Raw genomic sequence first — 14,113 nt, forward strand, 5'->3', positions numbered from 1 at the left:
GTGCCTGACGCCCGGCATGAAAGACAAAGGAACGCCGATGCAGACCGCCCCGCTGGATTTCCGCCTGGCCACCCGTGCCGACGAAGAACTGTTGATCGCGTTGATGCGCGAGTTCTACGCCGAAGACAGGATCGACTTCGATGACGCGCGCGTGCGTCGCGGCGTGGACGCGCTGCTGGCCGATCCGCGCAATGGCGAAGTGCTGCTGTGGCTGGACGAGGCCGGCGAGGTGGTCGGCTACGCGGTGATCGCGATGGGCTTCAGCCTGGAGCAGGGCGGCCACTTCATGCTGCTGGACGAGCTGTACCTGAGTCATCGCGCGCGCGGTCGTGGTCGCGGCAAGCAGGCGCTGGCCATCTGTGAACAGCGCGCTCGCGGGCGTGGTGTCAGCCGCCTGCGCCTGGAGGTGAACCACCACAACGAACTGGCCCGCCGCCTGTACCTGGCCAGCGGTTACATCGACGACACCCGCGATCTGCTGACCCTGCGGCTCGACCATCCGCGCCCGGAGGGCATCCTGTGAGCGAGGCCCTGCTGCGCGCGCTGCAGCAGCGCGCCACGCTCAACGCGCTGGTGCGCCGCTTCTTCGCCGAGCGCGATGTGCTGGAGGTGGAAACGCCGATCCTGTCGGTGGCAGGCAACACCGAGCCGAACATCGACAGCTTCCATACCGATTTCACCGGCCATGTCGATGCCGGTGGCCGTCGTCGCTGGCTGCGCACTTCGCCGGAATATCCGCTCAAGCGCCTGCTGGCGGCCGGTGTGGGCGACTGCTACGAACTGGGCCGGGTGTTCCGCAACGGCGAGGCCGGTGCCCGCCACAACCCGGAATTCACCATGCTGGAGTGGTATCGGGTCGGCTGGGACCACCACCGGTTGATGGAGGAAACCGCCGAGTTGGTCGGCCAGGCGCTGGCCCTGGTCGGACGCCGTGCAACGCTGCGTGTGTTGAGTTACCGCGAGCTGTTCCAGCAGCACGTGGGCCTGGATCCGTTCGAGGCCGATGAAGCCGCGCTGCGTGTTGCACTTGGCGACGTGCACATCGACCCGGTCGGGTTGACCCGTGATGACTGGCTGGACCTGTTGATGACCCACCACATCCAGCCGCAGTTCGATGACGCGGTGATGACCGTGGTGCATGACTGGCCGGCCAGCCAGGCCGCGCTGGCCCGCATCCGTCCGGGCACGCCGCCGCTGGCCGAGCGTTTCGAGCTGTACCTGGGTGCAGTGGAGCTGGCCAACGGCTATCACGAACTGAACGACGCCCACGAGCAGCGCGCCCGGTTCCAGCGGGACCAGCAGCGCCGCCACGAACGTGGACAGGTGCAGCCGGCCGTGGACGAGGCACTGCTGTCGGCGTTGCCGTCGATGCCTGCCTGTGCTGGCGTGGCGGTGGGCGTCGATCGCCTGTTGATGGCGATGAACCGCACGCCACGCATCGCCGATGTGCTGGCCTACGACTTCGCCCACGCGTGATCCCCGCGTGTTGCTGAACATCGCAGGCTGAACGAAACGCGGGTTCGGTGCGCTTGCGTCGGTAAGCACGATGATGCTCTTATCACGGCCAATGCCGGACACTGGCATCCAGTTCATCCATTCCTGCTGGGGAAGGCTTTGGTCAAGTGGTTCGCGGTTGTCGCTGCACCGGTGTACTCCATTGCGCTCTGGGGTGCCTGGCTGCCGTCGCCGGCGTCGGCCCAGCAGGTGGGCTACGACGATGAAGTGGTGACCTGCGAATCACGCGACATGGGTTGGGTGCACTGCGATATCGAGGTTGCCAACGGCGTCGACCTGGTGCGCCAGCTGTCCAGCAACAGCTGCATCCGCGGCAGCGAGTGGGGCACTGACCGCAGTGGTGTGTGGGTCACCCTGGGCTGCCGTGCCGAGTTCCGCGCCCGGCGCGCAGCGGGCGCGGCGCCGCCGGCTGACAGCTCGGGCAAGCGCCTGGTGCGCCGTGTGGTGCGCTGCGAGTCCAATGGCCGTCCGCAGAGTTGCCCGGTACGACTCGATGGCGCGCCGGTGCGCCTGCTGCGCCAGTTGTCGGTGTTGCCGTGCCGCGAAGGGCAGGGCTGGGGCTACAAGCGCAATGAAGTCTGGACCAGCCGTGGCTGCCAGGGTGACTTCGAAGTGGCCGATGACGATGGCCGCTTCGTCGACATGCCGCGCCGCCTGACCTGCGAATCGAAGTCGAAGAAGCGGCGCTTCTGCGGTGCCAGCATCTCGGTTGGCGCCGTGGTCTCCGAGCAGCTGTCCAGCACGCCCTGCGAGGAAGGCAGTACCTGGGGCTGGAGCCGCAACGGGATCTGGGTGGACGGCGGCTGCCGCGCCGAATTCTCGGTGAATTGAGCCCGGGCAGGCTCCAACCCTGCGGGGCGTGGCCCTACAATGGGGCCATGAACACTGCCTCTGACATCGACTACGCCCGTTACGACCACATCCGCCCGATCCTGTGGACCGGCGATGCCCTGCAACTGCTGGACCAGCGCAAGCTGCCGTTCGTGGTCGAGCACGTGGTCTGCCATGACAGTGACGAGGTTGCCAGCGCGATCCACGCATTGACCGTGCGTGGCGCGCCGGCGATCGGCATTGCCGCTGCCTGGGGTGTCGTGCTGGCTGCACGCGAGGTGCAGGCCGCCGATGGTGCGCACGCCCTGCAGCAGCTGGAACCGGCCCTGCAGCGCCTCAATGCGTCGCGCCCGACTGCGGTCAACCTGGCCTGGGCGCTGGCGCGCATGCGCCGTTGCCTGAACGCCGCCGGCGCCGACTGGAAGGCGTTGCTGGAATCGGAAGCGCAGGCCATCGCCGAGGAAGACCTGGCCGCCAACCGCCACATGGGTGCACTGGGCGCGGGCCTGATCGAGGCTGGCAGCGGCGTGCTGACCCACTGCAATACCGGCTCGCTGGCCACTGCGGGGTTCGGTACCGCGCTGGGCGTGATCCGCGCCGGCATGGCCCAGCACCGCATCGCCCGCGTGTTCGCCGGCGAGACCCGGCCGTGGCTGCAGGGGGCACGCCTGACCGTGTGGGAACTGCAGCAGGACGGCATCGATGCCACCCTGATCGCCGATTCGGCTGCCTCGCACCTGATGAAGACCGGCGCCGTGCAATGGGTGATCGTGGGCGCGGACCGCATCTGCGCCAATGGCGATACCGCCAACAAGATCGGCACCTACCAGCTGGCCATCGCCGCCCGCCACCACGGGGTCAAGTTCATGGTGGTCGCTCCGTCCTCGACCGTGGACATGGAGACCGTGGACGGCAGCCAGATCGAGATCGAGCAGCGCGACCCGGGTGAGCTGTACGGCGTGGGGGGTACCCGTACCGTCGCCGAGGGCATTGCTGCCTGGAACCCGGTGTTCGACGTCACCCCGGGCGAGCTGATCGACGCCATCGTGACCGAGCGCGGGGTCATCCTGAACCCGACCGCCGGGAACATGCGCACCGCCTTCGGCGGCTGAGGCGGGCAGGAAGGTCCCGGGGTCGGATCCCTTTTCGCAGGAAAGGGCTCTGACCCCAGGCAGGCCTCATCCACGCACGGCGCGGATCTACTGATTTCGCGCAGCCGAGCATGGGCTCGGCTCTACAGGGGCGGTATGGGGCCCTAAGTTCCTGATTTGTGCCGGTAAAATCCCCGTAAAGGGAGGCGGAAAACGGCCTGTTGTGGTAGTATCCGCAGGTTGAATCGAGGTTCCGGCGCGACCCCCTCCCGCAGAGGGCTGCGCCGGACTGGACCGCTACCAGACAACGGAACCCGAATGGCAGAAACCGCCAAGGAAATCATCCAGGTCAACCTGGAAGACGAGATGCGCAAGAGCTACCTCGATTACGCCATGAGCGTGATCGTGGGCCGCGCGCTGCCGGATGCGCGCGACGGCCTCAAGCCGGTGCATCGCCGCGTGCTGTACGCGATGAACGAACTCAACGCGCACAGCAACAAGCCCTACTTCAAGTCGGCGCGTATCGTCGGTGACGTCATCGGTAAGTACCACCCGCATGGCGATCAGTCGGTGTACGACACGCTGGTGCGCTTGGCACAGCCGTTCTCGCTGCGCTACATGCTGGTCGACGGCCAGGGTAACTTCGGTTCGATCGACGGCGACTCCGCTGCAGCAATGCGATACACCGAGGCGCGCATGTCGCGCCTCGCGCATGAGCTGATGGCGGACATCGACAAGGAAACCGTCGATTTCCAGCCCAACTACGATGAGAAGGAACTGGAGCCGACGGTCATGCCGACCCGGTTCCCGAACCTGCTGGTCAATGGTTCGGCTGGCATCGCGGTGGGCATGGCGACCAACATTCCGCCGCACAACCTGAGCGAATCGATCAACGCCTGTATCGCGCTGATCGACAACCCGGACATCGATGTCGACGGCCTGATGGAATACATCCCGGGCCCGGATTTCCCGACTGCCGGCATCATCAACGGCACTGCCGGCATCGTCGCCGGCTACCGCACCGGCCGTGGCCGCGTGCGCATCCGTGCCAAGGCCGATATCGAAGTGGCCGACAACGGCCGCGAATCGATCATCGTCACTGAAATTCCTTACCAGGTGAACAAGGCGCGTCTGATCGAGAAGATCGCCGAGCTGGTCAAGGAAAAGAAGATCGAAGGCATCAGCGAGCTGCGCGATGAGTCCGACAAGGACGGCATGCGCATCTACATCGAGATCAAGCGCGGTGAATCTGCCGAGGTTGTGCTGAACAACCTGTACCAGCAGACGCAGATGGAATCGGTGTTCGGCATCAACATGGTGGCGCTGGTCGATGGCCGCCCGCAGTTGATGAACCTCAAGCAGATGCTGGAGGCGTTCGTCCGCCACCGTCGCGAAGTGGTCACCCGCCGCACCGTGTTCGAGCTGCGCAAGGCGCGCGCCCGTGCCCACGTGCTGGAAGGCCTGACCGTTGCGTTGGCCAACATCGACGAGATGATCGAACTGATCAAGACCTCGCCGAACCCGAACGAAGCCCGCGAGCGTATGCTGGCCCGCGTGTGGGAGCCGGGCCTGGTCGGTGCGATGCTGGGTGCGGCCGGTGCCGAGGCCTCCCGTCCGGAAGACCTGCCCAAGGGCGTGGGCCTGATCGAGGGCGGCTACCAGCTGACCGAGATCCAGGCCACCCAGATCCTGGAAATGCGGCTGCACCGCCTGACCGGGCTGGAGCAGGACCGCCTGACCGACGAGTACAAGCAGCTGCTGGAAGTGATCGCCGGGCTGATCCACATCCTGGAAGATCCCGACCGCCTGCTGCAGGTGATCCGCGAGGAGCTGGTCAACGTCAAGGCCGAATTCGGCGACGAACGTCGCACCGAAATCCGCCACAGCGAAGAGGACCTGGACATCCTCGACCTGATCGCGCCGGAAGACGTGGTGGTTACCGTGTCGCATGCCGGTTACGTGAAGCGGCAGCCGGTGAGCGTATACCGCGCACAGCGCCGTGGTGGCCGTGGCCGCAGCGCGGCGGCGACCAAGGAAGAGGATTTCATCGAACAGCTGTGGCTGGTCAACACGCACGACACGCTGCTGACCTTCACCAGTTCGGGCAAGGTGTTCTGGCTGCCGGTCTACCAGCTGCCCGAAGCCGGTTCCAACGCCCGCGGCCGCCCGATCATCAACTGGATCCCGCTGGAGCCCGGCGAACGCGTGCAGGCCGTGCTGCCGGTGCGCGAGTACGCCGATGGCCAGTTCGTGTTCTTCGCCACGAAGAACGGTACGGTCAAGAAGACCCCGCTGAGCGAGTTCGCCTTCCGCCTGGCCCGCGGCAAGATCGCGATCAACCTGGACGAGGGCGATGCGCTGGTCGGCGTCGGCTTGACCGACGGCCAGCGCGACATCCTGCTGTTCGCCTCCAACGGCAAGACCGTGCGCTTCGGTGAGGACAAGGTCCGCTCGATGGGCCGTACTGCCACCGGCGTGCGCGGCATCAAGATGCCGGCCGGCGAGGAAGTGGTCAGCCTGATCGTGGCCGAAAGTGCCGGTGGCAGCGAGGACGAGAACGAGGACGACAGCGGTGTCGAGGAAGCCGCTGCCAATGGCGACGCGGTGATCGACGGCGCCGACGACGCCAGCGTTCAGTACATCCTTACCGCCACCGAGAACGGCTACGGCAAGCGCACCCCGCTGCCGGACTACCCGCGCAAGGGCCGTGGTACGCAGGGCGTGATCGGCATCCAGACCACCGAGCGCAACGGCAAGCTGGTCGCCGCAGTGCTGATGGGCTCCAGCGACGAAGTCCTGCTGATCTCCGATGGTGGCACCCTGGTGCGCACGCGTGGCTCGGAAATCAGCCGCGTCGGCCGCAACACCCAGGGCGTGACCCTGATCCGCCTGTCCAAGGACGAGAAGCTGCAGGCGGTGGAGCGCATGGATGCCTCGATCGACGAGGACGAGGATGAGGTGGCAGTGCCTGCCTCTGCCCCGGCCGCGACCACGACCGATGGCGCCCCGGCGGCTTCCAGCAGCGAGGACGCCGCGCAGGAGTGATCCTGCCGCAAGGTTGAGCTACGCGACGACGCCGGCCCTGTGCCGGCGTCGTCGTATCCGGATGCCGCACATACGCGCGCGCTTCACGTCGGCGGTGGGATAACGGCGCATGCTGCCCCCGGAGATCGACGATGTCCGCCACGCCGCCGTCCGCTCCTGCTCCCGTCCGCGCCTCCCGGCATCCTCTCGTTACCGTGCTGTCGCTGCTGCTGGTCCTGCTCGGCCTGGTCATCGGCGGGCTCGGCGCATGGCTGCTCAGCCTGGGCGGCTCGGCGTACTACGCCATCGCCGGGGCCGGCCTGCTGGCCAGTGGCCTCCTGTTGTTCGGCAATCGCCGCAGCGGCGCGCTGCTGTATGCGCTGGTGTTCGCCGGTACGCTGTTGTGGACCTGGTGGGAGTCGGGCAGCGACTACTGGCGCTGGGTACCGCGGCTCGGCCTGGTGACCGCGCTTGGCATCGTGCTGGCGCTGCTGGCGCCCACCCTCCACCAACCGGTTTCCAGGCGCCTGTCGCGCAGCGTGGCCGGCGTGCTGATGCTGGTGTTCGTCGCTGCCTTCGGATTGGCGTTCGCGCCGCACGGCGAAGTGGACGGGCACCAGCCGTTCCCGGAAGGCGCGGCCAGCGTCGGGCTGGAACCGACCCGCGACACCACCGGCCTGCAGCCGGCCGACCAGCCTGCCGAAGGGGACTGGCCGGCGTGGGGGCGCAGCAATGCCGCCACCCGCTATTCGCCGCTGCAGCAGATCACCCCGGCCAACGTGGCCACGCTGCAGCTGGCCTGGCAGTTCCGCACCGGCGATATGCCGAAGAAGCGCTGGGGTGCGGAAACCACGCCACTGAAGATCGGCGACCGTCTGTACCTGTGCACCGCCCGCAACCGCCTGATCGCACTGGATGCGGCCAGCGGCAAGGAAGTGTGGCGGTTCGATCCGAAGGTAAAGGACGCTTCGATTCCATACACCGCCGCCTGCCGTGGCGTGAGTTATTACGAGCAACCGGCCACGCCGATCCTCGCCGATGCCGCATTGGCCGATGCCGCTGCTGATCTGGCGTTGCCGGAACCGCCGCCCAGTGCCACCCGCAGCGCTGCACCGGGCAGTCGTCCGGCATGCTGGGCGCGCATCATCGAGGGCACGCTGGACGGGCGCATCATCGCGGTGGATGCCGACAGTGGCCGCCCCTGTGCGAATTTCGGCAACAACGGCCAGGTCGACATCACTCTGGGCATGGGCGAGGTGCCACCGGGCTATGTGTCGATCACCTCGCCACCGGCCATCGTGCGCGGGGTGATCGTCACCGGCCACCAGGTGCTGGATGGTCAGCGCCGCGACGCGCCGTCGGGCGTGATCCAGGCCTACGATGCGATCACCGGCAAGCTGCGCTGGGCGTGGGACATGGACCAGCCCGAACGCAGCGGCCTGCCGCCGCATGAGCAGACCTACACGCGCGGCACGCCGAACATGTGGACCACCGCGACCGGTGATGAGGCGCTGGGGCTGGTCTATCTGCCGCTGGGCAATTCCGCTGGCGATTACTGGAGTGGCTCACGCACGGAAAACCAGAACCGCTACGCGACGTCGCTGGTGGCGATCAATGTGGCCACGGGCAAGCCGGCCTGGCATTTCCAGGCGGTGCGCAAGGATGTGTGGGACTACGACCTGGGTTCGCAGGCCAGCCTGATCGATTACCCGACGGCGGCTGGCAAGGTGCCGGCGCTCCTGCTGCCGACCAAGCAGGGTGATCTCTACATCCTTGACCGCCGCAACGGCCAGCTGCTGACCGCCGCCGAAGAGCGCAGGGTGCCGGTCGGCGGTGTCGAACCGGAACAACGCTCACCCACGCAGCTGTTCTCGCTGTATCACACGCTGCGCCGGCAGCATGACCTGACCGAGCGCGACATGTGGGGCATCACCCCGGTCGACCAGCTGATCTGCCGCATCCAGTTCCGCAAGGCGTACTACGAAGGCTTCTACACCCCGCCGAGCAGTGATCGCCATTCCATCGAATATCCCGGCTACAACGGCGGTTCGGATTGGGGAAGTGTGTCCATCGATACACGCCGCGGCGTGATCGTGGCCAACTACAACGACATGCCCAACTACAACCGGCTGGTGCCACGCGCCGAGGCCGACAGGCTGGGCTGGCTGCCACGCGAGAAGGTCCGGTTCGACAAGGGCGGCGCCGAAGGCGCGGGCGACCCACAGGTGGGCACGCCCTACGCCATCCAGGTGAACGCCGGTTGGCGCCTGCCGTTCACTGGTCTGCTGTGCAAGCAGCCACCCTATGGCGGCATCCGGGCCATCGACCTGCGCACCGGCAAGCTGCTGTGGGACCGTCCGTTCGGCAGTGCGCGCGGCAACGGACCATTCGGCATCCGTTCCGGCCTGCCCATCGAGATCGGCACGCCGAACAATGGCGGTTCGGTAGTCACCGCCAGCGGCCTGATCTTCATCGCCGCCGCCACTGATGACCTGCTGCGCGCCATCGACCTGAAGACCGGCAAGGAGCTGTGGCATGCCAAGCTGCCCGCGGGTGGCCAGGCCAATCCGATGGTGTACGCGCAGGGCGGGCGCCAGTACGTGGTGATCATGGCTGGCGGCCACCATTTCATGGAAACCCCGAACGGCGATTACGTGATGGCCTACGCACTGCCGAAATAGCGCTGCCGGCCTGAGTGCGGCCTACGGGCTGTGACCGCTGTCGCTGAAGTTGCGCTGGCGACCGGGCAGCATCCATCATCGGAACAGGACGGGGCCGGCCAACGCCCCCAGGGAAGGAAACGCATGCTGAACTCCGAACGCCTGCCGGGGCGTGCCACCCGGCTGCTGGCAGGACTGCTTCTGCTTGGCCCTTGCCTGTGGGCAAGCGCGCAGGCGTCGCCCCAGCCCGCCGCACGCAAGGTGCCCAGCGGTGCCGAACTGATCGCAGGCGATGCGCGCTCTCTGAGCCCCGCTCATGCGCCTTGCATGGCGGCCGCAGGCACCGCGCTGGACGCCCGTCGCCGTTGTGCCGACGCTGAACTCAAGGTGCACGACGATGCACTCAATGCCGCCTACAGCGCGGCGCGCTCCACACTGACCGCCAGTGATCAGCAGGTGCTGCGCGATCTGCAGCGGCAATGGCTGCACCAGCGCGACAGCCGGTGCCCGGAAGGCAGCACGGCCGTTGCCCAGCTGGATTCACAGCAGTGCCGCACGCACATGACCCTGCTGCGTGCCCGCCAGTTGCAGGGCGGCGGTGCGGCGGCGCTGGTGGCGGAAGCCAAGGCGGCCCCGGCGCCGGCGCAGGCCGCTGTGCATGCCGCCGATGCCGCGCCCGACAAGCAGGGCAGGATCGTCCTGCGGCCCGGCGAGGGCAGGCTCACACCGGCACTGCAGGTGGTCTTCCAGGTGACCGATTGCAGCGGCACCGACAACGTGACGACCTGCCAGGTGCGAAGCATGGGCGTGACCCGTGGTGGGCGCAACGTGGTGGTCACGGACGTGCAGCCGCGCCTGACCCGCGCCGGCACCGGTGCCCAGGGTGCGACCGCCGTGCTGCTGACCGTTTCGGATTTCAATGGTGATGGCGTGCCGGACCTGCAGGTGTGGCAGGACAACAGCGGTGTCTACAACGTTCCGGTGCATGCGTTCTACCTGTTCGATGCCAAGCGCAACCGCTATGTGCGTGCCAAGGCGTTGGAAGCGGCCATCGGTGGGCGCGACATCGACCATATCGACAATGGGCGGTTCGTGCTTCGCGCGAAGGTCAGCCCGTGCGAGCGTGAGGACAAGGTCATCCAGCTGCGCGGAACCGGCACGCGCACGTTGCTGCAGCGCCGCTATGACACCTGCAGGGGCGAGGTCCCGACCGAACCGGACCTGCTGAAGTAGGTCTTCCCCCGACGAATGGATGCGTTCCGGAACTGGAGAGCTGAAGGATGAGCGAAGGCTATGGAAAAGGTGGGTCGGGCTTCGGCCTGACCCGGGACCAGTCGGTCGAGATGATCGTGCGTACCTGCATCGACAACGGCATTACCGACCATCGGCAGATTGCCTATGTGCTGGCCACGGCGCAGCACGAATCGCGTGATTTCGCCGCGCCCGAGGAAGACTGGGGTAGGAAGCAGGCGGTGGATCTGCGCTACTTCGGCGGCGAGGAGTATTTCGGCCGGGGCTTTGCCCACCTCACCCACGTCAACAACTACGAGCGGCTGGGCGAGGCGCTGGGGATCGGCCGCGAGCTGGTCGAGCATCCGGAACGGGCTGCCCAGGCAGACATCGCCACCAAGGTGCTGGTGGTGGGGATGCGCGACGGCCTGTTTGGTGCGCGGCTGTCCGACAACGTCAGCGCCAACCATGCCGACTACCGGCAGGCGCGGGCCTCGGTCAATGGCGGTGAGCTGAACAACGGCAGTCCCTATCCAGACGCCATCGCCACACGGGCCACTGAATGGGAATCCCAGGTTGCCGGCCTGGTCCAGCGTGTGCAGCAACCAGGCTTCCAGATGCCGGTGCCGACCCCCCAGGCGCCCACCGGGGCGATGGACCTGCACCGGGGTGACGCCAACCAGCACGTGCTGGAAGCGCAGCAGTACCTGCAGCGCTTGGACATCCGCAACAACGCCAATGCCGCGATCAAGCCCGACGGTGATTTCGGCGCCTCCACCGAGCAGGCCGTGCGCCGCTTCCAGACCGAGCGGGGTATCAGCCCGGCCAATGGCCGCATCGACGCTGCGCTGCTGGAACGCATGCGCAGCGACACGCTGGCGGTCGATCCGGACTTCAAGCGCCGGACGGTGACCGACCTGACCGGGCCGCTGGCCGACGGCAACCTGGGCCCCGGTGAGAAGGGCGAGCCGGTGTTCGAAATGCGCCGGCAGCTGGAGGCGTTGGGGTACCTGACCGAACCGAACCCACGTGCCGAGCGCGATGCGCGCACGTTTGATGCCGGCATGCAGGCGGCCATGCGCAACTTCCAGCAGGACTATGGCCTGCCGCTGCGCCCCGGCGGCGTCATCGACGCGGATGCGCGCCGGCAGTTGAACGATGCCGCCGTCGCTCGCGAGCATGCGCCGACCACCGAGTTCGACCGCGCGGAGAACTGGCCGCCGCAGCGTCCGCCCTATACGCGGGCGGAGTTCCAGCCGGAGCAGGTGCAGGCGCGGCAGCAGGCAGCGGCGAATGCACCGGTCGCTGGTCCGGCCGCGCCGGAGCCCGCACCGCAGCCCAATGGCATGGAATCGCTGTCGCCCAGGGACGCCGCGCTGTTCGAGCGCATCCGCCAGGGGGTACCTGGCACCATCGGCGACGAGCACGTCATGCAGGCAGTGCTGGAGTCCAAGCGCAACGGCATCGATGATGCCGCGCGCGTCGACCGGGTGATGATGGCCGGAGATCGCCTGTGGGTTGCCGGGTTGATTCCCGGTGAGCGCGCCAGTGTGGATACGGCACAGCCGGCGCGCTCGATGGAGGAAACGGTGAATGATCTGGCCGGTGACAACCGGCAGCGCGAGCACCAGCTCACCCTCGAAAGCCGCCAGCATGAGAACCGCGGGCCTTCAATGGCCTGAGCCTGCGGCAGCGACGTGCCCGCAGTGGGTCCGTCGCTGCCGGCAGGGTGTTTACAGCGTCACCACCACTTTGCCGATCTGTTCGTTCGATTCCAGGTAGCGGTGGGCGTCCTGGATCTGTGCGAAGGGGAACACCTTCGCGATCTTCGGCGCCAGCGTGCCCTTGTCCAGGCCGTCGACGATGAACGCCTTGGCACGTGCCAGCGCGGCATCGTCGGAGACGATTTCCGAGTACAGGTAGCCCTTCAGCGTCAGCGACTTGCCCAGCACGTTGAACAACGGGAACGGGGTGGGTTCGCTGCTCAGCGCGCCGTATTCCAGCAGGATGCCGCCACGGGCCATTGCCTCGGTCAGCGGCACGAACTGCGGGCCACCGATCGGGTCGAACACCACGCGGGCGCCGGCACCGCCGGTGATGCGCGCCACTTCGGCTGCCAGGTCCTGTTCCTGGGTGGCGATGACATGGGCGGCACCGGCATCGAGCAAGGCCTGGCGCTTGCCCGGGCCACGGGTCACCGCAATCGGCGTGGCACCCACTGCATTGGCGATCTGGATCGCGGCCAGGCCGACGCTGCTGCTGGCAGCGGTGATGATGACGGAATCCCCGGCGGCCAGCTGCGCCTGCTCCAACAGTGCGCCCCAGGCGGTGACGTACTGCATCCACACCGCAGCCGCCGTTTCGAAGCCCAGCGCCTGCGGGTGCTTGACCACCAGTCGTGCCGGCACGTTGGCCAGCTCGCCGTAGGTGCCCCAGCGGGCGATGTCCAGCGGCGGCACCACGCTCACCGCATCGCCAGCAGCGAATCCGCTCACCGCACTGCCGACCGCCTCGACCATGCCGGCCGCTTCATAGCCCAGCCGGCTGGGGAACTGCGCCTCCTGCAGATAGGCGCCGTTGCGGAACATCACCTCGGCACGGTTCAGGCCGATGGCCTTGACCCGGATCTGGACCTCGTCGGCGGCGGGGGCGGGAACATCGATGTCGTCGATGCGCAGCACATCGGCGCTGCCATATTCGTGGATGCGGACAACCTGGCTCATGGGGGCTCCTGGGCAAGGCCGGCGCTGGGGCCGGCGGAAAGGTGGAGGCTACTGTGCGCGTGGCCTGCCTCCAGAATAAGGGGTAATCTGGCGTTTCATTGAAAACCAATTGTTTGCAATGGACCTGATCGCTCCCCTGCGGACCTTCGTCAAAGTGGTCGAGGTTGGCTCCTTCGCCGCTGCCGCCGACGCGCTGGGCCTGTCGCCGCAGCTGGTCGGCAAACACGTGCAGTCGCTGGAACAACACCTGGGCGTGCGCCTGCTCAACCGCACCACGCGCAAGCAGAGCCTGACCGACTTCGGCCAGGCCTATCTGGCGCGTGCGCGGGTGATCCTGGAGGAGGTGGAAGGCGCCGAGCAGCTGGCCGAAGTGGCGCGCGGGCGGCCGATGGGGCGCCTGCGCGTCAGCGCACCGGTCACCTTCGGCGTGCATGCACTGGGACCGGCGGTGGTGGCCTACCTGCAGCAGTACCCGGACGTGCAGGTTGATCTGAACCTGTCCAACAGCCTGGTGGACATCGTCGAGGACGGCTTTGATCTGGTATTCCGCACCGGTGATCTGGCCGACAGTGGGCTGGTGGCGCGACGGCTGGGGCCGTATCCGCTGGTGCTGTGTGCATCGCCGGCGTACCTCGCATCGCGCCCGGCCATTGTCCATCCGGCCGATCTGAGTCGGCACGAGTGCCTGGGCTTCGCCCATTCGATCATCCGCACGCGCTGGAGTTTCCGCGATGCTGACGGCAGCGTGCTGAGCGTGCCGGTGTCCAGCCGCTTCATGGTCAACCAGGCCGAGCCGCTGCTGACCGCGGCAGTCGGAGGGCTGGGGTTGATCCTGCAGCCCCATGAAATGCTTGCCGCCGCGCTGGCGCGTGGTGAACTGGTGGAAGTGCTGCCGGACTACGTGCCGGTATCGACGTGGATCAACCTGGTGTACCCGCGCGACCGCCAGCTGACGCCCAAGCTGCGCAGTTTCCTGGACTTCTGCGTGGCTCGCTTCAGCGAGCAGACGATGGCACGGCGATAGCACGGCATCGGTTGG

10 protein-coding genes are annotated in these 14,113 nt (G+C 67.2%); 9 read left to right on the forward strand and 1 reads right to left on the reverse strand.

Annotation, left to right across the window (positions count from 1 at the left end; translation table 11 throughout):
• Positions 1–37: 37 nt before the first annotated feature.
• The 8 genes from AC5P6H_RS06780 to AC5P6H_RS06815 all read left to right on the forward strand — a co-directional run bounded on the left by AC5P6H_RS06780 (position 38) and on the right by AC5P6H_RS06815 (position 12,033).
• A complete protein-coding gene (locus AC5P6H_RS06780) occupies positions 38–523 on the forward strand; it encodes a GNAT family N-acetyltransferase (protein ID WP_495202412.1) in 486 nt (161 codons plus the stop codon).
• A complete protein-coding gene (gene epmA, locus AC5P6H_RS06785) occupies positions 520–1,476 on the forward strand; it encodes an EF-P lysine aminoacylase EpmA (RefSeq protein WP_495202413.1) in 957 nt (318 codons plus the stop codon). The genes AC5P6H_RS06780 and epmA overlap by 4 nt, the downstream gene beginning before the upstream one ends.
• A gap of 138 nt (positions 1,477–1,614) precedes the next feature.
• On the forward strand, positions 1,615–2,346 hold the full coding sequence (locus AC5P6H_RS06790) for a DUF3011 domain-containing protein (protein WP_014647653.1): 732 nt from the start codon (positions 1,615–1,617) through the stop codon (positions 2,344–2,346).
• Positions 2,347–2,393: 47 nt separating this feature from the next.
• Entirely contained in the window at positions 2,394–3,458 is a 1,065-nt protein-coding gene (gene mtnA, locus AC5P6H_RS06795) for an S-methyl-5-thioribose-1-phosphate isomerase (protein WP_014647652.1), read from the forward strand.
• A gap of 297 nt (positions 3,459–3,755) precedes the next feature.
• Entirely contained in the window at positions 3,756–6,482 is a 2,727-nt protein-coding gene (gene gyrA / locus AC5P6H_RS06800; RefSeq protein ID WP_134809064.1) for a DNA gyrase subunit A, read from the forward strand.
• Positions 6,483–6,613: 131 nt separating this feature from the next.
• Positions 6,614–9,142, forward strand: coding sequence for a membrane-bound PQQ-dependent dehydrogenase, glucose/quinate/shikimate family (locus AC5P6H_RS06805; RefSeq protein ID WP_046431508.1), 2,529 nt, complete (start codon positions 6,614–6,616; stop codon positions 9,140–9,142).
• Positions 9,143–9,265: 123 nt separating this feature from the next.
• Positions 9,266–10,354, forward strand: coding sequence for a lysozyme inhibitor LprI family protein (locus AC5P6H_RS06810; RefSeq protein WP_142234952.1), 1,089 nt, complete (start codon positions 9,266–9,268; stop codon positions 10,352–10,354).
• A 47-nt stretch (positions 10,355–10,401) separates the two neighbouring features.
• Positions 10,402–12,033: a peptidoglycan-binding protein gene (locus AC5P6H_RS06815; protein WP_495202414.1), complete on the forward strand. Its 1,632-nt coding sequence runs from the start codon at positions 10,402–10,404 to the stop codon at positions 12,031–12,033.
• 51 nt (positions 12,034–12,084) lie between these two features.
• Here AC5P6H_RS06815 and AC5P6H_RS06820 read toward each other — a convergent pair whose 3' ends face one another.
• Entirely contained in the window at positions 12,085–13,074 is a 990-nt protein-coding gene (locus AC5P6H_RS06820) for a zinc-dependent alcohol dehydrogenase family protein (RefSeq protein WP_134966558.1), read from the reverse strand.
• 118 nt (positions 13,075–13,192) lie between these two features.
• On the opposite strand from AC5P6H_RS06820, the gene AC5P6H_RS06825 reads away from it, so the two are divergent.
• A complete protein-coding gene (locus AC5P6H_RS06825) occupies positions 13,193–14,098 on the forward strand; it encodes a LysR family transcriptional regulator (protein WP_126411132.1) in 906 nt (301 codons plus the stop codon).
• Positions 14,099–14,113: the final 15 nt, after the last annotated feature.

The sequence above is a fragment of the Stenotrophomonas sp. YJH_SMC_110 genome, assembly GCF_059369255.1.

Excerpts from the sequence above, each read along its gene's own strand:
- AC5P6H_RS06825 (WP_126411132.1), top strand. The coding sequence starts at position 13,193 with ATGGACCTGATCGCTCCCCTGCGGACCTTCGTCAAAGTGGTCGAGGTT.
- mtnA (WP_014647652.1), top strand. The coding sequence starts at position 2,394 with ATGAACACTGCCTCTGACATCGACTACGCCCGTTACGACCACATCCGC.
- AC5P6H_RS06820 (WP_134966558.1), bottom strand. The coding sequence starts at position 13,074 with ATGAGCCAGGTTGTCCGCATCCACGAATATGGCAGCGCCGATGTGCTG.
- AC5P6H_RS06805 (WP_046431508.1), top strand. The coding sequence starts at position 6,614 with ATGTCCGCCACGCCGCCGTCCGCTCCTGCTCCCGTCCGCGCCTCCCGG.
- AC5P6H_RS06815 (WP_495202414.1), top strand. The coding sequence starts at position 10,402 with ATGAGCGAAGGCTATGGAAAAGGTGGGTCGGGCTTCGGCCTGACCCGG.
- gyrA (WP_134809064.1), top strand. The coding sequence starts at position 3,756 with ATGGCAGAAACCGCCAAGGAAATCATCCAGGTCAACCTGGAAGACGAG.
- AC5P6H_RS06810 (WP_142234952.1), top strand. The coding sequence starts at position 9,266 with ATGCTGAACTCCGAACGCCTGCCGGGGCGTGCCACCCGGCTGCTGGCA.
- AC5P6H_RS06780 (WP_495202412.1), top strand. The coding sequence starts at position 38 with ATGCAGACCGCCCCGCTGGATTTCCGCCTGGCCACCCGTGCCGACGAA.